A 22,957-nucleotide genomic window follows, 5' to 3' on the forward strand; every position below is an offset into this window, starting at 1 on the left:
GTAGCGCTCGGCCGGCGTGAACCGGTGGTCCTCGCGGACGCGGAACGCGGTGTTCGAAGAAGCCGGACGGCATCGTCGGCCTTTCGTCGCGGTGGCTCGCGGGAGGATCAGGCCCGCGCCGCGCGGGCGGGGTTCATCGGCCCAGCCATCCGCCGTCGACCGGGATGAGGGCGCCGTGCACGTAGTCCGACGCCGAGGAGGCGAGAAAGACGGCCACACCTGCGAAATCCTCGGGCCGCGCCCACCGGCCGGCGGGAATGCGGTCGAGGATGGCGGCGAAGCGTTCGGGATCGGCGCGCAGCGCCTGGGTGTTGTCGGTCTCGACGTAGCCGGGGACGATGGCGTTGACGTTCACGCCCCGGCTCGCCCACTCATTGGCCAGCGCACGGGTGAGCCCGGCGATGCCCGACTTGGCCGCGGCGTAGCCGGGCACGTTGATGCCGCCCTGGAAACTCAGCAACGAGGCGGTGAACACGATCTTGCCCCGGCCGCGCTCGATCATGCCTGCGCCCACGGCACGGGTGAGCGCAAACTGGCTCGTGAGATCGACGGTGAGCACCCGGTCCCAGTCGGCGTCGGAGTGTTCGGCCGCCGGGGCGCGGGCGATGGTGCCGGCGTTGTTGACCAGGATGTCCACGGGCCGGTCGAGACCGGCGAGCGCTGCCGCCAGATCCGCGACGGCCGCCCGGTCGGCGAAGTCGGCGCTCAGCGCGGTGCAGCGGCGGCCGAGCGCGGTCACGCGTGCCTCGACCTCGCTGCCGGACGGCTCCTGGTGCGCGCTGACGGCCACGATGTCCGCACCGGCGGCGGCCAGCGCCTCGGCCATGCCGAGGCCGATCCCGCGGCGGGCCCCGGTGACCACCGCGAGCTTGCCGGTGAGGTCGAAGGCGGACAAGCCGGTCACCGTGCCTCCTGCCCCGCGCCGGTCCGGCAGTCGACGAGCACCTTCATCACGCCGGCACCGCTTTCCAGTGCGGTGAAGGCCTCTGTGACGCGCTCGAGCGGTTCGATCCGAGAGATCAACCTTTCGGCCGGGATCACTCCTTCAGTGAGCAGGTCGACCGCGGCGGTGAAGTCCTCGCGTTCGTACAGCCGCGCGCCGAGCAAGGTGAGTTCCCGCCAGAAGAACCGGTGCAGGTCCACCTCGCGGGCCACCGGGTGGATCGCCACCTGGACGAGCCGACCCCTCGTGGCCAGCGCGTCGACCGCCGTGGCCACGCCCGCCGCCGCGCCGGACACCTCGAACGCCACCGCGGCGCCGGCGCCGCCCGTCCACTGCCCGAGGGTGCCCGCGAAGTCGTCGGCCGCGGGGTCGAGCGCGGTGAGGCCCAGTCCCTCGGCGACGGACCGCCGGTACGCGTCGGGCTCGGCCAGCACGACCGACGCGCCCGCCCGGCGCGCGACGAGCGCGATGAGCACGCCGATCGGTCCCCCGCCGACGACGAGCGCGTGCTCGCCCTGGCGCAGCTGGGCACGCCGCACGTCGTGCACGGCGACCGCGGTCGGCTCGACGAGTGCCGCGTGGTCGAGCCGGAGGTCATGTGGCAGCGGCACGAGCGTGTCCGCGGGCACCGTCCAGCTGTTCTGCAGGGCACCGGACGCGTCGATGCCCAGGAAGACCAGGCGGTGGCACACGTGGGTGTGGCCCGCCCGGCAGGCGGGGCAGTCACCGCACCACCGCAACGGCAGCACCGTGACGGGGTCGCCGGGCCGCCAGCCCGTCACCCCGGCGCCGACCTCGGCGACCCGGCCGGACATCTCGTGTCCGATCACGGCGCCCGGCGGGACCCGGCCGTCCATGTCGCCGTGGAAGATGTGCAGGTCGGTTCCGCAGATCCCGGTGTAGGCCACGTCGACCCGGACGTGGCCGGGCGCGGGTGGCTCGGTTTCGGTCCGCTCGACGACCAGGGCGCGGGCGCCGCCGTAGGCGACCCGGCGGGCGGCGGTAGCGCGTGTCGGGGAGGTCATTCGGGGTCCTTTCGTGGTCCCTGCGCGGCGCTGCGCACCCGGTAGGCCCGGGCCGCGTTGTCGTGGAAGACGGCTTCGGCCGCGGCGGCCGGATGAGCGGCGAGTGCCGTGTGAACGAGGTCGAGCCACGCGGCGTACTCGGTGGCCAGCGTCAGCACCGGCCAGTCGCTGCCGTAGAGGCAGCGGCCGGGGCCGAACACGTCGAGCGCTTCGCGCAGCGCGTCGACCACGGCGCCGCGGTCGGTACCCGGTGTGGTTTCGGTGGCCAGGCCGGACAGTTTGCAGAGCACGTTGTCGCGCCGGGCCAGCCGCCGCAGGTCCCGGCGCCACCGGTCGTAGCCGGGTCCTCCCGGTGCGGGTTTTCCGAGGTGGTCCAGGACTATCGTGGTCCGCGGGCAGGCGGTGGCGAGTTCGGTCAGTTCCGGCAGCTGGTGCGCGCGGACGCAGGCGTCGAACGGCAGGCCGGCCTCACCCAGCAAGCGGGCTCCCGCGCGGAAGTCGTGGTCGTCGAGGAAGCCGGGCGGTTCGTCCTGCGCGTTGCGCCGCACCCCGACGACAAACGGATCGTGCTCTTCGACGAGCTCTCGCGCCCGCGCGGGATTCCCGATTTCGACGTGGGCGACGATTCCGCGGATCCGCGGGTGCCGGCGCGACTCCTGCCGGATCCACGCGATCTCGGCGGCGGCGCCGTCGGGCACCCGGCCGGCCTCGACGACGATGACCTCTGCCCGGCCCGGGAAGTGCTCGGGGGTACGGGCACGGTCGAGCTCGGCGACGTCGTCGAGCCACGGGTAACGCATCCGGCGCGGATCCCAGAAGTGCACGTGGGAGTCGAGGATCGAGAGAGCTGCCGTCACGGCCACTCCCCCGGATGCTGGTTCTCCGGGCGCCCGTTGACCCACCCGCGGTCGCGGACGGGTTCGAGGCAGGCCTCGACTTCGCGCACCAGGCTCTCGTCGAGGGGCTCGGTCAGCCAGCGGACGTCCCGCCGCACCTCGTCCGGGTCCGCGGCGCCGACGATCGTGACCGGGAAGTCCCCGGTGCTCACCGCGTACTGCAGAGCCACGCGCGCCAGGTCCGCCCCACGCTCCCGGCACACCGCCGCGGCTTCGGCGCACCGCTGCAGCACCTCCTTTGGTGCGGGGTGCCAAGGCGGTGCGCCCTGTTGCGTCAGCGCGCCCATCGCCAGCGGAGCCGCATTGAGCACGGCGGTGCCGAAGCGTTCGAAGCGCTCGCGCCACGCGGCGAGCCGCCGGTTCTGCAGCGTGTACTGGCAGTAGGAGATGATCGTGTCGACCGGGGCTCGTTCGGCGACGTACGCGAGTGCCGGCAAGGGAAAGCCGGTGATCCCGACCGCGCGCACCAGCCCCGTCTCCTGCAAAGCCCGCAGGGCGGGCAGCGTTTCGCCGATCACCTGGTCGAGGTCGCCGAACTCGATGTCGTGGCACTGCACGAGATCGAGGTGGCCGGCATCGAGCCGCGCCAGGCTTTCGTGCACGCTGCGCGTGACCCGATCACCGCTGAAGTCGAAGTCGGCCTGTCCGTAGCGGCCGACCTTGGTGGCCAGCACGTAGGCGGACCGCTCGACACCGCGCAACGCTTGTCCCAGAACGGTTTCCGCGACTGTCTCCCCGTAGAAGGGCGACACGTCGAAGAAGGTGATGCCCAGCTCGAGCGCCGTGTGCACGGCGTCGATGCCGCGTTGGCGAGCCGGGGCGGCCAGCCGGCCCAGCGGCGCGGCGCCGAAACCCAGCCGGGAGACCGTGAGCCCGGTGTGGCCGAGGGTGGTGCGGTTCATGCGGACCCGCTCGCCGGCCCGGCCTCGAAGGGCGAAACGTAAGACGGGGTGCAGGCCCGCAACTCCAGCTCCAACGTCAGGCTGATGCGAGTGGACGGGGGCAGCTCGACTTGCAGCCAGGGACCGTCAGGAGCGATCGACGAGGACGTCACGACCGGTTCGCGGTGGCCGTAGTCGTACATGTCGCCGATCCACGACGGGTCGTCGCAGACACTGTGGCGCGCCGTCCGGATGTGGTGCTCGGCGAACGCGCCGGCCTGCACGATCACCGACCGGGTCGCCAGCGGGTCGAGGTTGACGAGCTCGACCACCGTTTCCTCCGGCTCGATGCGCGAGACGAGCGCCGCGACCGACGGGGGCAGACCCGGGCGGCGGGCGTTCGCGTCGTAGTAACGCACGCGGGCCTGCTGCAGTCCGCCGTTGTAGACGACCTGCGGACCTCCCCAGGTGAGCTGGACCAGCGCTTCGGTGACGACCGGGTTCGATTGCTGCCAGAGGTGGATGTCGGCCTCGGGGACGTCGAGGCCTCGGTAGCGCTCCATCCGCGCCAGCCGGTGCCGTACCTGGGCCTGGGCCGCCGCGAGGATCCGCTCGGGGTAGTCGGGATTGTCGCCGGACAGGTACGCGAACCACGGCTCCTCGTGCCCGGCCTCTTCCTTGCTGCGGAAGGAGCGCACCGTTCGCCAATCGTGGCCGGCGGCGGCGCGCAGCCGTTCGAGGCGCTCGCGGTCGTCCCGGGACCCGGAGTGGTGCCACAGCGCGGCCGGCACGCCCATCAGTATCGGGTTGTGGTCGAACCACCCGTGGTCACCGTAGCGGTAGGGCACGTGCAGCGTGGGCGTGTCGACGTCCGGGCCCAGCTGCACCGTCCACTTCGACTCCAGGCTGGAGTCGGCGTCGGTGAAGGCCATGACCTTGCCCTGGCCGATGATCGTGTCCAAGGCGGGCCGCACGAGGTCGGTGTAGCCGTCATCGCCGGTGGCCGTCGCCGCGGACAGCGCGGCGACGATCGCGGCGTGCCCCACGCTGTACCACCCGTGCGGCCACGACCAGCCGTAGTGCCCGCCGTACCAGCGGCCCTCCAGCAGGCCGCCGACCGTGCCGTCGGGAGCGACGTTGTCGGGCAGGACACCGCCGTTGGCGGCCGCCCGTTCGCGCCAGGCACCCACGTAGTCGGCGAGCCAGTCGCCGTAGCGGCGGTCGCCGGACAGCAGCAGGGCGTTGAAGACCAGCCCGGACACGGCGAGGTTGACCGCGGTGTCCCCCACCCCCATCCGGCGGCGCATCTGCTCGCCCAGCCGGGGATCGGGATCCGTCGTCGGCTGCTCGGCACCCGTCGGCACGAGCCAATCCAGGGGGAAGCCGTACATCCGCGCTTCCTGGGGCAGCCACGGGTACGAGTCGCCGTCGAAGAGCCCTTCGCGCCCCGGATCGCTGCCGTTGTGGGGACGCCGGATGATGCGGTGCTCGGGGTCGTAGTTGCCGTGGGCCGGATCGACGTACAGCTCGGCGAACCGCACCGCACGCTCGCGCCACCGCTCGGGCGCGGCCATGCACAGGAAGTACAGCAGCAGCAGGCTTTCGCCTTGGTGGAACCAGTCGTAGCCGCGTTCGTACTCCTCGCTCAGCATGCCCAGCTCGGTCAGCTGACGGGTGACACCCGCCCAGTGCCGCTCCGCCTCGCCGAGCAGGTCGTCGGCCCCGCCGAGCAGGTAGAGCTGGGGCCAGTTGAAGAAGGTTTCGTAGAAGTCGTCCACCCCGTCGCGCGTGGTGAGACCGCCCCGGTAGACGAGCCGCCCGTCCGGGCCGGTGTAGTCACGCGCGAACTGGCGCCAAGCCGTGTCGAGCAGGTCGAACAGCTCGCGCTGCGCGATCGCCCAGCCCGGGGGTTCGAGCAGCGGTACCGAGGCCGTGATGACGGGAAACATCGAAGATCTCCATTCGGGGGCGGCCGCCACCCGCGGACGGCACCCGAAGTGCCGCCGCGCGCGTGGACGGTGGTTCCGCGTCGAGCCGGGTGGGTTATTCCTTCGTCGCGCCGGCGAGCATTCCTGCGACCAGGAAGCGTTGCGAGAACAGGAAGACGAGCAGGACCGGCGTGATCGCCAGCAACGTCGCCAGCGCCAGCTCCGGGCGTTGCACCGCGGCGGTGCCGACGGTGGGGTTGAACTGCGGGACCGCGTTGAGCAGGGTGCCCAGGCCCACCTGGACGGGGAACTGGTCGCTCTCCGGTAGCAGGACGTAGGGCAGGAAGTAGTTGGTCCAGTTGGCGACGAAGCTGAAGAAGCCGACGAGCGCCACCACCGGCATCGCCAGTGGCAGGGCGATGTGCCGGAACACGCCGAACTGCGAACACCCGTCGAGCTCCGCCGCAGCGACCAGATCACGCGGCAGCGAGGTGCTGAAGTAGATGTAGGTCAGGTACACCCCGAACGGGTAGAACGAGTACGGCAGGATGATCGACCACATCGACCCGATGAGGTGGACGGCGTTCACCTCGAGGAACAGCGGCACCACCAAGGTCGCGTTCGGCATCAGCATGACCACCAGGGTCGCGACCAGCAAGGTACGGCGGCCGCGGAAATGGTTCATCGCGAGGGCGTACCCGGCCGGGATCGCGACGCACAACGTGATGGCCAGCGCGATGAACGAGTACACCGCGGAATTGCGCAGCCACAGGAAGATCGCGTTGTCCTGGAAGGAGGTCAGCGCGGTCCAGTTCTCGGCGAGCGCGTGCCACGAACCGAACGACAACGGGTTGCCGTGCACGAGCTGGTCGTCGGTCTTCGTGGCCGCCAGCAACAGCCACACGACCGGGAGCACGAAGAACACCAGAAACAGCACGAGCACCAGAACCGACAGCGGGTTCGGCCACCGCCGGCCACCACGGCCGCGCCGCGGCCGCCCGGAGGATGAGCGGGCGCTTCCCGCCGAAGTCGTGGCCACTGCCGGGATACGGGTGTCAGTCGGCATCGAAGAACCCCGATCGGGCCACGAACACACCGGCGACCACGAGGCCGATCAGCAGCAGCTCGACCGAGATGGCCGCGGCCGTGTTCACGTTGTTGTTCTGGAAGGCGAAGTCGTAGGACAGCTGGTTGAGCGAGTAGTCCCGGCCGGCGACGCCGACACTGGCCTGCGAAAGCAGCTGCGGTTCCACGAACAGCTGCGTCCCGCCGGCGAACGCCAGGATCGCCATGTAGACGATCCACTTGCGCAGCAACGGGATCTGGATGTGCCACGCCGTGCGCCACGCCCCCGCACCGTCGATCCGGGCGGCTTCCAGCAGATCGGGAGAGATGTTGTTCAACGCTCCGTACATCACCACGATCCAGCCGCCCGCGCCGGTCCAGAACGCGATCAAGGTGAACAGCACCGGCAGGTGGCCCGGCGCCACGACCTGACCGAAGGTGCTGAAACCCAAGGCACGCATCAGGAAGCTCACCGGGCTCACCGTCGGGTCCAGCACGAACAACCAGACCATCACACTCGCCGCACCGGCGAGCGCTCCCGGAATGTAGTACAGGAACCGCAGGACCCGGCTCACCCCGCCCGAGCGCAGGCGATGCAACACCAGAGCCAGCCCGACCACAAGCACCACCAGCGACACGAGCCAGCACACCAGGTACAGCGCCACGTGCCCGATGGCGGACAGGTACCGGAAGTCGCCGGCGGCCGCGACGAAGTTCGCCAGGCCCGCGAAGTTGTCGCCGGCGTCGGTGAACGCGAAGTACACCGCGTACACCGTCGGCACGACCCCGAACGCGATCAGCAGCACCACATACGCGGCGACGAACAGGTGCCCGCCCCGGCCCGGCCAGGTCGCCCGCCGTCGTCGCGACGGGCTCCTGACCGGGCGGGCGGTGGTGGACGCGGTGCTCACTGACTGACCTCGTAGCCGTTGGACCGCGCATAGTCGGTGACGGCCTTCTGCCAGTCCGGCAGCATCGAGACGATCGTCTTGCCCGCGGTCAGCCCGGGGGTGACCGTCGCGGCCCAGATCGCCTCCTGGCTGAACTGGCCGTAGCCCCAGCCCGGCCACACCTGCGCCGCCGCAGTCTGCAAGGGCCCGGTGATGTCACCCGAGTAGTAGCCACTGGACGCCTGCTTCGCGAGCCAAGTCTTCGCTGCCGGCGCGTACGCCGGGTAGCCTGGTGAGACCTTGCCCTGGTACTCGTCGGAGGTGGCCGCCCACGTGAGGAAATCGGCGGCGTCCTTGAGGTTGGCGCTGTGGGCCGACAGCAGCCAGGTGCCACCGCCGACGTTGCCGACCGAAGGCGCGTTGTCCCCGGCCCACTGCGGCAGCGGAGCGGCCGCGATCTGGCCCGCGGGCGTCTTGAACGCCTCGTTGAAGATCGAGCTGCCGAACCACGAGGGCCCGGGCATCATGAGGACCTTGTCCGCGGAGTTCTTGTCGAAGTCCGAGCTGAAGACACTGCTGGTCGCCATGGTGTGGTTCTGGACGAGGCTGTCGAGGAGCGCGGCCATCCGCGTGCACTCGGCGCTCGTCGTGTCCACCTTGACCGCCTTGGGGCCGGTGATCCGGTTGGCGCCGCACTTGCTCGCCCACAGGTAGATCTCCGGGGTGAAGTTGTCCCCCGCCGTCCCTACGAGGTAGCCCGGGTGCTCGGTGGCCAGGCGTTTGCCCAGAGCCTGGTACTCCTCCCAGGTCTTCGGCACCTGATAGCCCCACTGCCGCATCAGCGGTGCGTTGTACCAGAGCACGGTCTGCGCGAGATCGTTGCGCACGCAGTAAAGCGTGCCGTCGACCGTGCACGGGTCGTTGGCGCCCGGAGTCCACCCGCGCAGGGTGGCGTCGGGGACCAAGCCCTTGTTCAGCGGCGCGGTGAACCCCGCCTGCACCGCCCAGGAGGCCTCGTTGTTCTGAGAGCTGAAGACCACGTCCGGCCAGCCGCTGCGGGTGCGGTTGAACAAGCTCACCTTGGTCTGCAGGTAGTTCGAACCGTTGGCGTCGCCGTCGTAGGTGACGATGTCCATCTTCACCGCCGGATGCGCCTTCTGGTACAGCTGCGCGGCCGGCAGCCGCGTCGAGTCGACCCAGACGGTGAGCTTCCCGCCCGTCTGCTGCACCGGCTGGAACCCGTTCTGCGCACCGGATCCGGTCCCGCCGTTGCCGCACGCGGCGACCGCGGCCAGCACGGCGGCGACGCCCAGCGCGAGACCCGCGAACCGGGCGCGGCGGTGGGTTGCTCTCCTGGCGCCGGCGGCATCGGCTTTGGCTGTCATGACTACTCCACTCCATCGTGGGGACCGCAGGTTTACCCGAACCATGTGTCGGATATATGTCCGACACATTCGGCACGATCTACGCACCCAAGTCTTGTGATCCGTGAGCGAGACCACGCGGTGCGGGCGGTCGCTTCGGAGCTATATAAGAGCCCGTACCAAGCCTTCCGTCAAGGGGTGCGGGCCAGTTTCCCTCAAGGAGACCTCGAGCCTGAGCCACAAAATGAGTAGTACTTATTTCTCAATCCGCTGCCGACGTGTAGGATCCTTAGGGCGGCGAGGATCAAGTCGTACCCTCGCGGTGACCGAAACGAAGGAGGCGAGTGGGTGGACGGCGTGCCCGCACCGGTCGAACCCGATCCGAGTGGTGGCGACCAGGCGGCGACCCCGCCGCAGGCCGCGTACCGGCCCGGGTACGAGGTCGTCGCCGAGCAGATTCTCCAGCTCATCGCGGAGCTGCGACTCCAGGCCGGTGATCGCATGCCCACCGAGAACGAGCTGGCCACACGACTGGGGACGTCCCGCACGGTCGTGCGCGAAGCGGTCAAGATCCTCTCCGCGATCGGTCGCGTGCGCGCGCAGAAGGGCCGCGGGCTCTACGTCGCCGACGACGAGGGCATGCTGGGTTCGGCGCGCTGGGGCAGCTTTTTCCTGCCGACCGACCTCGATCACGTCTACATGCTCTTCGAGTTCCGCCGCGTGCAGGAGATGACCGCGAGCCGGCTGGCGGCGACCCGGGCCACCCCCGGGGAGCTCCGGTCGATCGAAGCGGCCGCGGAAACCTGCCGCGAAGGGCACCTGACCGGAGAGGCGGCGCTGTTCGACCGCGGGGACGACGAGTTCCACCTCGGCATCGCGGCCGCGTCCCACAACCAGTTCCTCCTGGCCGCCGTCCGCGAAGTCCGGCGGCTGCAGCACCAGTCCAGCACGATCGGCCTGCGCGGCACGGTCGGCGGGCACGCCGCCGAGGCGATCGACGAACACGCCGCGATCTACCAGGCGATCCGCGACGGGGACTCGGAGGCCGCCGCGCAGGCCGCCGCGGTCCACCTGGACAACACCCTCGAGGACTACCGCCGGGAAATCCAGCGCCGGGTGTTCGGCTGACGCGCGAGGTTCGGCTCTCACCGCGCCGTCCCCCACGGCTGACCGACCGGCGGAGTCGTCGGTTCCGCCGGTGACCCGAACCCCGGCAACCTCGACCTCGGCCGGCCGGGGTGCGTGACGGCTCGGCTTTTCGGGGCAACTCACGGCCTGCGTTGTCGGTTTAGTCCAGCCCGAGCGCGAATCTCACTGAGATCAGCCGTCGGGAAATGGCGCGGCCTCGGTGAGCAACACCGCTCGCAGCCCTCCTCCGGCCTCGGCCGGGACCGAGCGGAGTGTGGGGAATCTCCGCCGAAACCGGCGGGCGAGTGGATGGTTCCTACCTCTTGGTCGAAGCTGGGCCGCGCTTAGAGTCTCTTGCGGCGGTAAGCGGATGCCGCCCGTCTCCTGGGGCGAACTCGCCGGCCGAAAGAGAAAACCGATGCCTGAGCAGTCCCGCGTCTCCCCTCCTGCCGAGGCGACCGGCGCCGTGGAAGGGCTGATGCAGCCTCGGCCGCTGACCATCGCGCACATCCTGGAGCGCGCCGAGCGGCTGTATGCGCACAAGCACGTGACGACGGCCGGTGGCGAGCGGCTCACCTACGCCGAAGTGGCAGGCCACGCCCGGCGGCTGGCCACCGCGCTGGACTCACTCGGCGTCCCGGCCGGTGCCCGCGTCGCCACGTTCGCGAGCAACAGCCGCCGTCACCTGGAGCTCTACCTGGCGGTACCGGCGACCAAGCGGGTGCTGCACTCCATCAACATCCGGCTCTCGGCCGAGCACCTGGAGTACATCGCCGGCCACGCCGAGGACGACGTGGTGTTCGTCGACCGTGGGCTGCTGGCGAGGATCTGGCCCAGCGCCGGGAAGCTGCCGCGGGTGCGGTACTGGGTGGTGCTGGCCGACGGCACCGACGACCCGATCCCGGCGGACCCCCGGATCCTGGACTACGACGAGCTGATCGCCGGTGCCGAGCCGTTCCAGGGCTCGTTCGAGGAGACCTTCGAGCTCGCGGAGGAGAACCTGGCCTCGGGGCTGTGCTACACCTCCGGCACCACCGGACCGCCCAAGGGTGTGCTCTACAGCCACCGCTCGACGATCCTGCACTGCCTGGGGACGCTCGCGGCCGGGCTCATCGGCCTGCGCGAGAGCGACGTCGTGATGCCGATCGTGCCCATGTTCCACGCCAACGCGTGGGGCCTGCCGTACGGCGCGATGATGGCGGGCGCGTCCCTGGTGCTGCCCGGTGCGTCCGCGGAGCCGGCTCACCTGCTGGGGTTGATGGAAACCGAGCGGGTCACCGTGGCCGGCGCCGTTCCGACGGTGTGGACGAGCCTGCTTCCTCGGCTGCGCCGGCACGACCTGAGCGCCACGCGGTTCCTGCTCGGCGGCGGTTCGGCGGTGCCCCCGGCGTTGTCCGAGGCCTACCGCGCCGCGCTCGGGGTGCCCGTCACGCACTCCTGGGGGATGACCGAGATCAGTCCGGTCGGGGCCATCGGTGGCACCCGCACCCAGCACCGGGACGCGACCGAAGCGGAGCAGGTGGCCGTGCGGGCCGCTCAGGGGCAGCCGCTGCCGCTGGTGAACGTGCGGATCGCCGACGTCGAGACCGGCCGGGAGCTGCCGCGCGACGGCCGCGCTGTCGGCGAGCTGCAGGTCGCCGGCCCGTGGGTGGCCGGCGGCTACTTCCGGACGGACGGCGGCGAGAGCTTCACCGGCGACGGCTGGCTGCGCACGGGCGACCTGGCCACCATCAACGCGCACGGGTACCTGCGGCTCGTGGACCGGATGAAGGACCTCATCAAGTCCGGTGGCGAGTGGATTTCCTCGGTCGAGCTCGAGGCCGCCCTCTCCGCGCACCCCGACGTCGTCGAAGTCGCCGTGATCGCCCGCCCGGACCCGCGCTGGATGGAGCGCCCCGTGGCCTACGTCGTCGTGCGCGAGGGCAGCGCCGCCACCGCCGAGGACCTCACCCGGCACCTCACGCCGAGGGTCGCGAAGTGGTGGCTGCCCGACGAGTTCGTCTTCATGACCACGCTGCCCAAGACAGGCACGGGGAAACTGTCCAAGACCGCGCTGCGGGAATCGCTGCGCCCGGCCTGAACCAGTCCGTCACGACGAGGTGATCGCGATCGCGCGCAGCCCGTGCAGCCGCAGTCCGAGCTGCAGTTCCAGGTCGTCGTTGTCCCGCCAGTTCTGGCCGAGCACGCTGCCGGCGCGGTCGAGCCGTTTGAGCAGCGTGTTGACGTGCACGTGCAACGCCCGGGCGGTTGCCGCGACGTTGGCGCGATGGACGAAGTAGGCGGTGAGCGTGCCGACGAGATCGGTGCCGCGGCGCTGGTCGTAGTCGAGCAGCGGGCCGATCGAGCCGGCGATGAACCGGTCGAGTTCCCGGACCCGTTCGGGGTCGAAGACCATCGCGTAGAGGGCGTATCGGCCCGTGGTGGCGCCCACATCGGTGTGCCCGAGCGCGCGCATGACCGCGCCGCAGCGGCCGGCGAGGGAGAAGGCGCGTGACCAGTCGTGGTTGGTCGCCCGTTCGGCGACGACCACGACCGGGCCACCCACCGCGCGGCGCAGCCGGCGCTGGACCTCCTCGACGGTCTGCTCGTCGTCGGCGCTGGGCAGGATCATCGTGGCCCGGCCGAGGTGTTCGCCGGCCAGTCCACAATGGTCTCGCGCGATGTCGTGCAGGTGGCGCGAGAGTTCGGTCGAGGACGACGTCGCGGACTCCGCGACGAGGACGAGAACCAGGCGGTCGGGATCGATGCCGCGGGCACGGGCCCGGACGCGCTGGGCCGCGTCGATCCCCGGGCTGCCCACCATGAGCTCGGTCAGCAGCTCTCCGCTCAACCGCTCACTCGCGTCGGCGACCGCACGCTCCTTCAGGATGAGCAGTCCCATGACGTGCGTGGCTCGCTCCAGGGTCCGCAGGTCGAGATCGGCCACGTCGCCGGCTTTCCGGCTCCACGCCAAGGCGCCGAGATGGCTGTCGCCCGCCCGGATCGCCGCCACACTGCGGGCGACACCCGCCTTCTCGACCGACGTCGTGCAGCGCCCCGAACGATGCGCGGTCCGGACGGCCTCGGCCAGGTCCGCCTCCGCCGGGGGCGGGCTCGGGTCCACGACTGAATCCCGGTGCACGACGACCGCGCCGGTCCGGTCCAGGAGGGTGACGCTGCCACCGAGCTGGTCGGCCAGGAGCTGCGCGACATCGCCGGGTGTCCCGCCCTGCAGCACCGCACCGGTCAGCACTTCGTGGGTCGCTTGCGCCCGTTCCATGACCGCCATGTGGTCCTCGATCTTCCGGTACGCCACCTGCAAGTCCTGCAGGGCCGTCCGGCTCGCCTCGTAGAGCCTCGCGTTGTCCAGGGCCACCGCGGCGTGGTCGGCGAACGCGATCAGCAGCGCGATCTCGTCGGCTTCGAAGGACCGCTCGGTACGGTCGGCGGCGAACAGGGCGCCGACGGCTTCCCCTCGGATGACCAGCGGCACGCCCAGAAGCGCGACGAGTTTCTCGGTGCCGACCAGACGGTCGAAGCTCGCGTCGTGGTCGATCACCGTCGCGGAGGCGTAGTTGCGCACCCAATACGGCCTGCGGGACGCCAGCACCTTGCCGCCCAGTCCCACATCGGCCGGGATGCACGCCGCGAGAAAAGCAGCGGAGATCGTCCCTTCCGAGGCCCGGGCCGAGAGCTTGCCGTCGTCGCCGACCAGCGACAGGTAGGTGAAGTCGGTGCCCGTCAGATCGTGGGCGTGGTGGACGATCGACTGCAGGACCTCGTCGAGTTCGCCCAGTGCGGTCAGCGACTTGGCCGTCGCGTACAACGACGCCAGTTCACGTTGGCGGCGCAGCAGCGATACCGACTCCGCTTGCTCAGCCCGACCACCGGCCACGATGCCGTCCTCCTCCGCGCTGGTGGGCGAAAGCCCCACCGAATCGGCGTGAGGTGTGGGTGATGCACACCTCATCCGCAGAGTAGTGGCTCCTTAATATGACCGCCATCACGTGCCGATGTCCTCGACGAAGGCGGGATCCATGACCAATCCGATCGCCCATCCCACCGGACAGTCCGGTGACGTCGGCTCCGACCTTTCCCCGGCCGGCCGGCGGGCCTTCCGCAAGCTCCTGGTCGCCGGGCTCGTCGGCAGTTCGATCGAGTGGTACGACTTCTTCTTGTACGGCACGGCCGCGGCGCTCGTGTTTCCCCACGTGTTCTTCCCGAACGCCTCGGCTCTGACGGGAACTCTGCTCGCGTTCAGCACTTTCTGGGCCGGATTCCTGGCGCGGCCGATCGGCGGGGTGCTCGCCGGGCACCTCGGCGACAAGTACGGGCGCAAGCCGGTCGTCGTCGCCTGCCTGGCGGTGATGGGGGCAGCGACCTTCCTGATCGGGTGCCTGCCGAGCGCCGGCTCCGTCGGTGCACTGGCTCCGACGCTGCTGGTCGTCCTGCGCTTCGTCCAAGGACTCGCGACAGGCGGGCAGTGGGGTGGGGTAGTCCTCCTGCTCACCGAGTCCGCGGGTCCCAAGCGGCGTGGTTTCGCCGGCACGTTCGGGCAGACCAGCGTTCCCGTCGCCGTGATCATCTCCAACGTGATCTTCGTGGCCGCCAGCGGCTTCATGCCCGACGACGCCTTCCTCAGCTGGGGCTGGCGCATCCCGTTCCTGGTCAGCGTCGTCATGTTCTCGGTCGTCATCTACATCCAGTCCAAAGTGGAGGACACCCCGGAGTTCCGCGCGCTGCAGGAGAAGGCGGCCCAGTCCAGCAACACGGTGCTGCGGGCTCCGCTGGCCCAGGTCGTGCGGAGCAAGTGGGGCACCATCCTGCTCGGCTGCGGGCTCCTCTCGGCCACCAACAGCCTGTTCTACGTCAGCATCTCCGGGCTGCTCAGCTACGCGACCGACGCACTGGGCGTCAAGCGTGACCCCCTGCTCGCCGTCGTGCTGGCCGGCTCCGTGGCGATGCTCGTGGTCATCCCGTGGTCCGGGCACCTCTCCGACCGAGTGGGTCGCCGGCCGCTGATCCTGATCGGCGGCCTCGGTGTCGCCGTCTGGGCCTTCCCGTACTTCTGGCTCGTGGGCACCGCATCATTGGCCGCGATTTTCGTCGCCGTCGTGGTGGGTTTCGTCTTCCAGTGCCTCACCTACGGCCCGATCGCCAGCTTCCTCGCCGAACTGTTCGCGCCGGGCGTCCGGTACTCCGGTGCGTCCCTGGCCTATCAACTCTCCGCGGTCATCGTCAGCGGTGGCACACCGTTCCTCATGACCGCGCTCATCGCCGGGACCGGGAGCACCGTCCTGGTCGCCGTCTACATCTTGCTGATGGGGCTGATCACCTTCGCCAGCGCCTGGTTCCTGCCCGAGACCAACCCCGCCGAAGTCCGCAACGATCCGCACGCCGTTCCGGGCGCGCACCTCTACCGCTGAGAAGGGAACGGCGTGAGTGCAACAACGGTGAAGGGCGCGATCGCGCTGGCGATGGCTCTGGTGCTGGGGACCACCGGAATCCTCGGCTCCGGGCCCGCCGCCGCGGAGGCTTCCTCGACGACACCGGACTGCGCCGGGCTGGCCGGTCTCCGGATTCCCGCGTCGGTCATGAGCCTGCCGACGACCGGCGGACGCGTCGAGGCCGCTACGGAGACCACGAGTGTCCTTAGTGGACAGACCGTCGAGTACTGCCACGTCGACGCCGATCTCTTCCCCGTCGACCCGGCCGCGCCCGACATCAAGATGAGCGTCGACCTGCCCCGGGGCTGGAATCGGAAGGCGCTCATGTTCGGTGGCGGCGGCTTCGACGGCACCGTCCCCGACCAGACGGCGAACGTGCCGTTCGGCCCGGTCGACCAGCCGGTGCCGCTGGCCCGGCACTACGCGACGTTCGCGAGCGACTCCGGCCACCAGCAGGACCCGGCCGCCCCTCCGTCACTGGACGGGACGTTCGGCGTCAACGACGAAGCCCTGACCAACTTCGCGGCCGGCGACGCGCTCAAGAAGACGCGCGACGCCGGACTGTTCCTCATCCGGCACGCCTATCGGGCAACGCCGGCCGAGGTCTACTTCGCCGGCGGTTCGACCGGAGGCCGCGAGGCCCTCATCGTCGCCCAGCGGTGGCCGAACGCGTTCGACGGCGTGATCTCCGCGTACCCGGCCTGGAACAACCTCAGTGAGGTCCTGGACCTCGGGTACCTGGCGCAGATCCTGTCCCGTCCGGGAGCTTTCCCCGAGCCCGCCAAGCAGACGCTGCTCTACACCAGCGTCGTCCACGCCTGCGACGACCTGGACGGGGTCGCGGACAACGTCATCTCCAACCCGAGCGGCTGCCACTTCGACCCGCACTCGCTCCGGTGCCCCGGTGGCGCCGACACCGGGCCGGCGTGCCTGTCCGACGCCCAGATCGACGCCGTGACCGCCATGTCCTCACCGTTCCGGTGGCCGTACCCGGTCGCCAGCGGCGAGACCCAGTACCCCGGTTTCCCGTTCCTGTCGGGTGCGGACATGAGGACGCCGTTCCTCGGGTTCGGCACCACCGCGCCCGCGAATCCCATGCCGGTGACCAGCGGCTACGGGATGCAGTACTGGGCTCAGTGGGTCAAGTACTTCCTGACCCGGGACCCCGGCTACAACCCGCTCGACCTGGATCCCCGCAACCCCGGCAAGTGGCTCGGGCGAATCAGCCACCTGTCGACCATCGAAGACCGCAACAATGCCGACCTCCGCCCGTTCGCCCGCGCCGGCGGCAAACTGATCCTGCTCCACGGCGCCGCGGACGAACTGGTTTCCCCTTACTCCACCAGCGACTACTACTCCCGCGTGCGCAGTCTGCTCGGCCCCCGTCCGACCGACGCGTTCATGCGCTATTACGTCGTGCCGGGGTCGAACCACGCGAACTCGGGCACACCCGCCTTCGCCGCGTCGTGGGACTCACTGTCCGCGCTCGACCAATGGGTCCGAAGCGGCCAGTCTCCCGCGAACCCGGTCGTCGCCGACGCGAACCACGGCAACCGCACCCGTCCACTGTGTGCCTATCCACAATGGCCCAAGTATCAGGCCGGTGATCCGGACAACGCGTCCAGCTTCGTCTGCACGCGCTGACGGCACCGGCGGGCTCTACGGCACGCCTTTCGTGCACATCGGGCTGCAAGAACTCGATGCCGATCAACTCGTCGGGCGTCGGCTCGATCTCGCCCAGACCTGATCGTGAGAGAGGTGGTGGCAGGAAAGCCCTTCAGCCCGCCCGTCATGCATCAGTGCTCGACGGCAGGTGCCTCGGAACGGGAGCACAATGGTCAGTCGCTCGCGCGGGCCGCGATCACCGGTAGGCCCGAACCGACACGGGCTCCGGCTGCCGCCGCGACGGTGCACCGCGGCGGCCGGTCGCCGAGTGGGGTCGGGTCAGGGCGCGTGGTACCGGGTCGTGGTCGACCGCACGACCAGTTCGATCGGCCAGAGGGTGTCGGTGGGGCTGGCCGGCTGGTCGCCGGACAGCACTTCGAGGATCAGCTCGGCGGCGCGGGCACCTTGGCCTCGAGGGGACTGCGCGACGGTGGTCAGGCCGAAAAACTCCGACAGGTCGTGGCCGTCGATGCCCACGATGGACACATCTTCCGGGACCTTCATGCCGAGGTCCTTCGCGGCCAGGATGGCACCGATCGCCATTTCGTCGGACGCCGCGAACAGAGCGCTGACGCTCAGCCGCGGGTCGCTCAGCGCGGTTTTCGCGGCCGCGTAGCCGCCCGCGATGGTGAAGTCGGCGGGGAAGAACGAGGTGTCGGACACCGGGAGCCCGCTTTCCGCCATGGCTTCCAGGTAACCGCCGTGGCGAGTCTCGGGCTGGCGGAAGTCCATTTCGCTCGCCGTGTCGCCGCCGATGAGCCCGATGCGCCGGTGTCCCAACGAAATGAGGTGCAGTGTCGCGAGCTTGGCGGCCCCGAAGTCGTCGATGCGCAAGGTCGCGGCTCCCGGGACAGGTCCGCCGACCGCCAGCACCGGCTTGTCGAGCCGGTGCAGCACTTCGAGCTCGTGCGGCTCCAGCCGGACCGCAACCGTGATGAGAGCGTCAACGTGCTTGCGGAGCAGGAAATCCGTGAACACCGACGCCCGCTGCTCGGCCGAGCCGTTGAAGTCGTAGAGCGACAGGTCGTAGCCTGCGCGCATGAGGCGGGATTCGATGCCGGCGAGCACCGTGCCGAAGTACCACCGTTCGATGTAGGGCAGGACAACGCCGACATTGCGATTCCGGCCGGTAGCCAAGGTATACGCGCTGGAAGACGCGACGTAGCCGAGCGACTGCGCTGCCTCGGCGACGCGGCGGGCGGTGTCCCGGGAGATGCGCGGGTGACCGTTGAGCGCGCGGGACGCCGTCGAGATCGAGACGCCGGCGCGCTTCGCCACGTCCTCGATCCTCGCCACCGCTACCCCCTCCGGATCTTCCCGCGCGAACTTACCCACCCACGGCTGCCCCAGATTATGGGCTGCCCCGCCCAGTCTGTGCAAGCGCTAGGCATAGATCTCGTGGATTTTCGGATCTGAATCGACACATAACGCCATGACATGGGACTTTGTCCGAGATTCTGCGCCTCGAACCTGTGCAAGCGCTTCCTTGACACAGGGCTTCTCCTCCCTCATGCTGTGCGCCAACATCGGAAAACGGCGGAACCCGGCCCAGTCCCCGCTGCCGTCGGCACGCCGTTCCGAGCGCGACTGACTCATTGGAGAGACACAGTGCGGAGACGACTGACCCGGCTGGGTATGGGCCTGGCCGCCGTCGCGGCCGCGGCCACGACGCTCACCGCCTGCGGCACGGGAGGCGGCACCACCGGCAACGGCACGGGCCCCATCACCTTCGCCTCGGGCAAGGACCTCACCGGCGCGATGCCACAGCTGCTCGCGGAGTGGAACAAGCTGCACCCCGACCAGAAGGTCACGTTCATCGAGCTGTCGGCCTCCCCCGACGACCAGCGCAACTCGTTCGTGCAGGACCTGCAGGCCCGCAGCGGCAAGTACGACGTGATGTGGGACGACGTCGTGTGGACGTCCGAGTTCGCCGCCCACGGCTGGCTCGAACCGCTCGACAAGGCGCAGGTGGGTGGTCCCGACGTGCTGCCAGCCGCCGTGGACACCGCCACTTACCAGGGCAAGATGTACGGCGCCCCGTTCATGACCAACAGCGCCCTGCTCTACTACCGCTCCGACCTCGTGCCGAAGCCCCCGACGACCTGGGCCGAGCTCCAGGCGGATTGCGCCATCGCCAAGGCGCACGACATGGCGTGTTACGTGGGGCAGTTCGCGCAGTACGAAGGCCTTACCGTGAACGCGGCCGAAGCGATCACCTCGGCGGGCGGTTCTTTCCTGAGCCCCGACGGCTCGAAGGTCACCGTCGACTCGCCGCAGGCGCGGGCGGGGTTGCAGCACCTGGTCGACATGTTCCGCAGCGGAAACATCCCGGCGGCCGCGCTCACATACCAGGAGCAGGAAAGTGCCAACGCCTTCGTGACCGGGAAAGCGATGTTCCTCGCGAACTGGCCGTACGTCTACACCGCGGCGAGCGCGGCCGGCTCCGCCGTGCAGGGCAAGTTCGGCATGGCACAGCTGCCCGGTCCGAATGGCCCCGGGATCGCGTCGCTGGGCGGCATCGACCTGGGAGTCTCAGCCTTCTCCAAGCACAAGCAGACGGCGAAGGACTTCGTGGCCTGGATGCAGTCCGAGTCCAGCCAGCGGGTTCTGGTGAAGGTAATGAACCAGGCCTCGGTGCTGACCAAGCTGTACACCGACCCCGACCTGACGAAGGCCTCACCGTACCTGCCGACCTTGCAAAAGGCCGAGCTCACCGCGGTGCCCAGGCTCAAGACACCGAACTACAACGCCGTCAGCCTGGCGATCCAGAAGAACGTCTACGCGGCGTTGCAAGGCAAGGTCTCGGTCGACGGAGCCGTCAAACAGCTCGCCGCCGATCTGCAGCAGGCCATCAGCGCCGCTTGACCGTGATGACCCAGCAATCCAGGAAGGTGAGCCGTGTCCGTCAGAACCGGTGACTCCCGGGCGTTTGTCCCGCGCGCGTCCACGCGGCGGGAGCGGGCGAGCGGGAGGAAGGAAAACGACGGCCGGTTCGCCTTCTGGCTCGTCGTACCCGCGATCCTGGTCCTGACGGTCGTGATCGGGTACCCCGTGATCGCCGCGCTGGTGCGCTCGCTGTTCAGCGACCCGATCGCGAGCGCACCCCGGTTCATCGGGCTGGACAACTACTTCAGCGCGTTGTGGGGGGTGAACAGCGGGAAGTTCTGGGATTCGGTCGGAGTCACGTACTTCTTCGCGGCCGTCACGATCGTGCTGGAGACGGCGATCGGGCTGGGCATGGCGCTGGTGATGAACCAGGCGTTCCGGGGCCGGGGACTGCTTCGCGGAGTGGTCCTCGTGCCCTGGGCCGTGCCCACGGCGGTGGCCGCGGTGCTGTGGAAGTGGAGTTTCGATCCGGTCGGCATCATCAACGCCCTCACGGGTTCGCACGTGGTGTGGACCGGATCGGACTGGCCGTCGAAAGCCGCGATCGTCATCGCCGACACGTGGAAGACCTCGCCGTTCATCGCGCTGCTGATCCTCGCGGGCCTGCAGATCATCCCGGGCGAAGTCTACGAGGCCGCGAAAATCGACGGGGCCGGCGCGTTCCAGCGCTTCCGGCTGATCACGCTGCCGCTCGTGCGGCCGGCACTGCTGGTGGCGATCCTGTTCCGCCTCCTCGACACCCTGCGCATGTACGACCTGCCGGCGATCCTCACGCACGGCGCGAACGACACGACGACCCTGTCGATCCTCGTCGTGCAAGCGACGCTGAACGAGCTGAAGCCGGGGTTCGGCGGGGCGCTGTCGACGCTGACCTTCCTGCTGATCTTCGTGACTGCGTACGCCTTCGTGCGGCTGCTGGGCGTCAACGCGGTGGAAGCCCAGATCGGCGGCGGACGAGGAGGAAAACGATGACCACCGCGACCGTTCCGGCACCGCGGACCGCGGACCGGCGCCGCGGAACGACGCGGCGCGGTCCCGCCAGCCGGTGGCTTTACGCCGCGCTGGTCACCATCGTGCTGTTCTGTCTCCTGCCGTTCTACTGGATGGTCGTGACCAGCCTGAAGGATCCGAAGGAGGTCTTCGACAATTCTCTGGTGCCGACGCATCCCACTTTCCTGAACTACACGGCGGTGTTCGGCAGCCAGAACACGTTCCTGCTGGCCCTGCGCAACAGCGTGGTGATCGCCGGATCCGTCACGGCGTTGGCGCTCGTGTTCGGGGTGTTCGCGGCTTATGCGTTGGCGCGCCTGCACTTCCGCGGCAAGAACCTGGTACTCGGGCTGTTCCTCGCCACTTCGATGTTCCCCGGTGTCGCCATCCTCACGCCCTTGTTCCAGCTGTTCGCGGACCTCGGGTGGATCGACACCTACCAATCGATGATCATCCCCGACATCAGTTTCTCCCTGCCGCTGGGGATCTGGATCCTGGCCAGCTTCTTCCGCGCGATGCCGTGGGAGCTCGAGGAGGCCGCGCGCGTCGACGGCTGCACGAAGGCGGCGGCCTTCCGGCTGGTCATCTTGCCGCTCGCGGTGCCCGGTGTGTTCACCACCGCGATCCTCGTGTTCATCTCGGCGTGGAACGAGTTCATGATCGCGAACTCGATGTCCCAGACCCCGGCCTCCCAGCCGGTGACTGTCGCCATCGCCCAGTTTTCGGGGATCTCGCAGTACGACCAGCCCTACGGCACGCAGATGGCCGCCGGCGTGATCGTCACTGTCCCCTTGATCGTCCTGGTGCTGATCTTCCAGCGCCGGATCGTGAGCGGGCTGACCGCAGGAGGAGTCAAGTGACCGCGTTGAAAGTGTTGTTCATCGGTGGCACCGGGATCATCAGCTCCGCCTGTGCCCGGCTCGCGCTGGAGCGCGGTGTCGACCTGCACCTGCTCAAGCGCAGCGCCACGTCGGCCCGGCCGGCCCCGCCGGGTGCCGTGGTGCACCTCGGCGACATCCGCCGGCCCGACACGGTGCGCGAGGTGCTCCGGGAGCACGAGTTCGACGTGGTCGTGAACTGGGTGGCCTTCACCCGGGAACACGTGGCCGCCGACGTGAAGCTGTTCTCGGGCCGCACGAACCAATACGTCTTCATCAGTTCCGCGTCGGCCTACCAGACGCCGCCGGCCCGGCTGCCCGTCACCGAGTCCACCCCGCTGCGCAACCCGTACTGGGCCTACTCCCGGCGAAAGATCGAATGCGAGGAACTGCTGACCGCGGAGTACCGGGAGACCGGGTTCCCGGTGACCGTGGTCCGCCCTTCACACACCTACGACCCCACCATGGTGCCGTTCGACGGCGGCTGGACCGTCATCGACCGGATGCGCCGCGGCAAGGGAGTCGTCGTACCCGGCGACGGGACGTCCTTGTGGACGATCACCCACCACGCGGATTTCGCACGCGGGTTCGTCGGGCTGCTGGGCCGGCACGAGGCGATCGGCGAGGCATTCCACATCACCTCGGACGAGTCGCCGACCTGGAACCACATCTACACGGCGATGGCACGAGCGGCGGGTGTGACGCCGGACCTCGTGCACGTACCGTCCGACGCGGTCATGGCCGTGGACGAGGAGTGGGGCTCGGCACTGCTTGGCGACAAAGCCAACTCCATGGTCTTCGACAACTCGAAGATCCGCCGCCTCGTCCCCGATTTCGCCGGCTTCATCCCGTTCGATCACGGCGCGCGGGAAATCATCGACTGGTACGACAGCAACCCCGAGCACCAGGTCGTCGACGAGCGCATGGACGCGCTCATGGACAGGCTCGTCGACGCCTATCGTCCCCGGCCACTCTGAACTGCGGAGTCACGA

18 protein-coding genes are annotated in these 22,957 nt (G+C 69.5%); 8 read left to right on the forward strand and 10 right to left on the reverse strand.

The genetic code is table 11. The annotated features are described in order from the left end of the window. Nucleotides 1-133: 133 nt before the first annotated feature. The 8 genes from K1T34_RS02705 to K1T34_RS02740 form a co-directional block, all read right to left on the reverse strand. Nucleotides 134-904, reverse strand: a complete 771-nt coding sequence (locus tag K1T34_RS02705; protein WP_304504303.1) for an SDR family oxidoreductase — start codon at nt 902-904, stop codon at nt 134-136. Then, nucleotides 901-1,968 carry a zinc-binding dehydrogenase gene (locus K1T34_RS02710; protein ID WP_220242717.1) on the reverse strand — a complete coding sequence of 356 codons (1,068 nt, stop codon included), beginning with the start codon at nt 1,966-1,968 and terminating at the stop codon, nt 901-903. The genes K1T34_RS02705 and K1T34_RS02710 overlap by 4 nt, the downstream gene beginning before the upstream one ends. Then, nucleotides 1,965-2,825, reverse strand: a complete 861-nt coding sequence (locus K1T34_RS02715) for an amidohydrolase (RefSeq protein ID WP_220242718.1) — start codon at nt 2,823-2,825, stop codon at nt 1,965-1,967. The genes K1T34_RS02710 and K1T34_RS02715 overlap by 4 nt, the downstream gene beginning before the upstream one ends. Next, nucleotides 2,822-3,766: an aldo/keto reductase gene (locus tag K1T34_RS02720; RefSeq protein WP_220242719.1), complete on the reverse strand. Its 945-nt coding sequence runs from the start codon at nt 3,764-3,766 to the stop codon at nt 2,822-2,824. Before K1T34_RS02720 ends, K1T34_RS02715 begins: the two co-directional genes overlap by 4 nt. After that, nucleotides 3,763-5,694 carry a hypothetical protein gene (locus K1T34_RS02725; protein WP_220242720.1) on the reverse strand — a complete coding sequence of 644 codons (1,932 nt, stop codon included), beginning with the start codon at nt 5,692-5,694 and terminating at the stop codon, nt 3,763-3,765. Before K1T34_RS02725 ends, K1T34_RS02720 begins: the two co-directional genes overlap by 4 nt. Nucleotides 5,695-5,788: 94 nt before the next feature. Further along, nucleotides 5,789-6,610 (reverse strand): carbohydrate ABC transporter permease, encoded by an 822-nt coding sequence (locus K1T34_RS02730; RefSeq protein ID WP_255638264.1) that lies wholly within the window; start codon nt 6,608-6,610, stop codon nt 5,789-5,791. Between the two features lie 118 nt (nt 6,611-6,728). Next, complete coding sequence (locus K1T34_RS02735) at nt 6,729-7,649, reverse strand: carbohydrate ABC transporter permease (protein ID WP_255638265.1); 921 nt, start codon at nt 7,647-7,649, stop codon at nt 6,729-6,731. Then, the gene (locus tag K1T34_RS02740) at nt 7,646-9,013 is read right to left on the reverse strand and encodes an ABC transporter substrate-binding protein (protein ID WP_220242722.1); all 1,368 of its coding nucleotides are present in this window, start codon (nt 9,011-9,013) and stop codon (nt 7,646-7,648) included. The genes K1T34_RS02735 and K1T34_RS02740 overlap by 4 nt, the downstream gene beginning before the upstream one ends. Nucleotides 9,014-9,340: 327 nt before the next feature. Here K1T34_RS02740 and K1T34_RS02745 point away from each other — a divergent pair, with 327 nt between their 5' ends. Beyond that, nucleotides 9,341-10,120: a FadR/GntR family transcriptional regulator gene (locus K1T34_RS02745; RefSeq protein WP_255638266.1), complete on the forward strand. Its 780-nt coding sequence runs from the start codon at nt 9,341-9,343 to the stop codon at nt 10,118-10,120. Nucleotides 10,121-10,538: 418 nt separating this feature from the next. Beyond that, nucleotides 10,539-12,200, forward strand: a complete 1,662-nt coding sequence (locus tag K1T34_RS02750) for a long-chain fatty acid--CoA ligase (RefSeq protein ID WP_255638267.1) — start codon at nt 10,539-10,541, stop codon at nt 12,198-12,200. Nucleotides 12,201-12,209: 9 nt separating this feature from the next. Here the strand turns inward: K1T34_RS02750 and K1T34_RS02755 are convergent, their stop codons facing one another. Beyond that, on the reverse strand, nt 12,210-14,033 hold the full coding sequence (locus tag K1T34_RS02755) for a GAF domain-containing protein (RefSeq protein WP_255638268.1): 1,824 nt from the start codon (nt 14,031-14,033) through the stop codon (nt 12,210-12,212). A 103-nt stretch (nt 14,034-14,136) separates the two neighbouring features. Here K1T34_RS02755 and K1T34_RS02760 point away from each other — a divergent pair, with 103 nt between their 5' ends. Together K1T34_RS02760 and K1T34_RS02765 are read left to right on the forward strand one after the other, a co-directional pair. Next, complete coding sequence (locus K1T34_RS02760; RefSeq protein ID WP_220242724.1) at nt 14,137-15,525, forward strand: MFS transporter; 1,389 nt, start codon at nt 14,137-14,139, stop codon at nt 15,523-15,525. Nucleotides 15,526-15,576: 51 nt separating this feature from the next. Next, a complete protein-coding gene (locus K1T34_RS02765; RefSeq protein WP_220246963.1) occupies nt 15,577-17,190 on the forward strand; it encodes a tannase/feruloyl esterase family alpha/beta hydrolase in 1,614 nt (537 codons plus the stop codon). A 300-nt stretch (nt 17,191-17,490) separates the two neighbouring features. Here K1T34_RS02765 and K1T34_RS02770 read toward each other — a convergent pair whose 3' ends face one another. Continuing rightward, the gene (locus K1T34_RS02770) at nt 17,491-18,591 is read right to left on the reverse strand and encodes a LacI family DNA-binding transcriptional regulator (RefSeq protein ID WP_220242725.1); all 1,101 of its coding nucleotides are present in this window, start codon (nt 18,589-18,591) and stop codon (nt 17,491-17,493) included. A 228-nt stretch (nt 18,592-18,819) separates the two neighbouring features. Between K1T34_RS02770 and K1T34_RS02775 the strand changes: the two genes are divergently transcribed. The 4 genes from K1T34_RS02775 to K1T34_RS02790 are packed head-to-tail and all read left to right on the forward strand — an operon-like array spanning nt 18,820 to nt 22,942. Continuing rightward, on the forward strand, nt 18,820-20,076 hold the full coding sequence (locus K1T34_RS02775; protein WP_220242726.1) for an ABC transporter substrate-binding protein: 1,257 nt from the start codon (nt 18,820-18,822) through the stop codon (nt 20,074-20,076). 33 nt (nt 20,077-20,109) lie between these two features. Further along, nucleotides 20,110-21,069 carry a carbohydrate ABC transporter permease gene (locus K1T34_RS02780; protein ID WP_220242727.1) on the forward strand — a complete coding sequence of 320 codons (960 nt, stop codon included), beginning with the start codon at nt 20,110-20,112 and terminating at the stop codon, nt 21,067-21,069. After that, nucleotides 21,066-21,947, forward strand: coding sequence for a carbohydrate ABC transporter permease (locus K1T34_RS02785; RefSeq protein ID WP_220242728.1), 882 nt, complete (start codon nt 21,066-21,068; stop codon nt 21,945-21,947). Before K1T34_RS02780 ends, K1T34_RS02785 begins: the two co-directional genes overlap by 4 nt. Then, complete coding sequence (locus K1T34_RS02790; protein ID WP_220242729.1) at nt 21,944-22,942, forward strand: NAD-dependent epimerase/dehydratase family protein; 999 nt, start codon at nt 21,944-21,946, stop codon at nt 22,940-22,942. Before K1T34_RS02785 ends, K1T34_RS02790 begins: the two co-directional genes overlap by 4 nt. Nucleotides 22,943-22,957 lie beyond the last annotated feature (15 nt).

Origin of the sequence: Amycolatopsis sp. DSM 110486, assembly GCF_019468465.1 — a bacterium.
In the GTDB taxonomy this organism is placed as follows: Bacteria; Actinomycetota; Actinomycetes; order Mycobacteriales; family Pseudonocardiaceae; genus Amycolatopsis.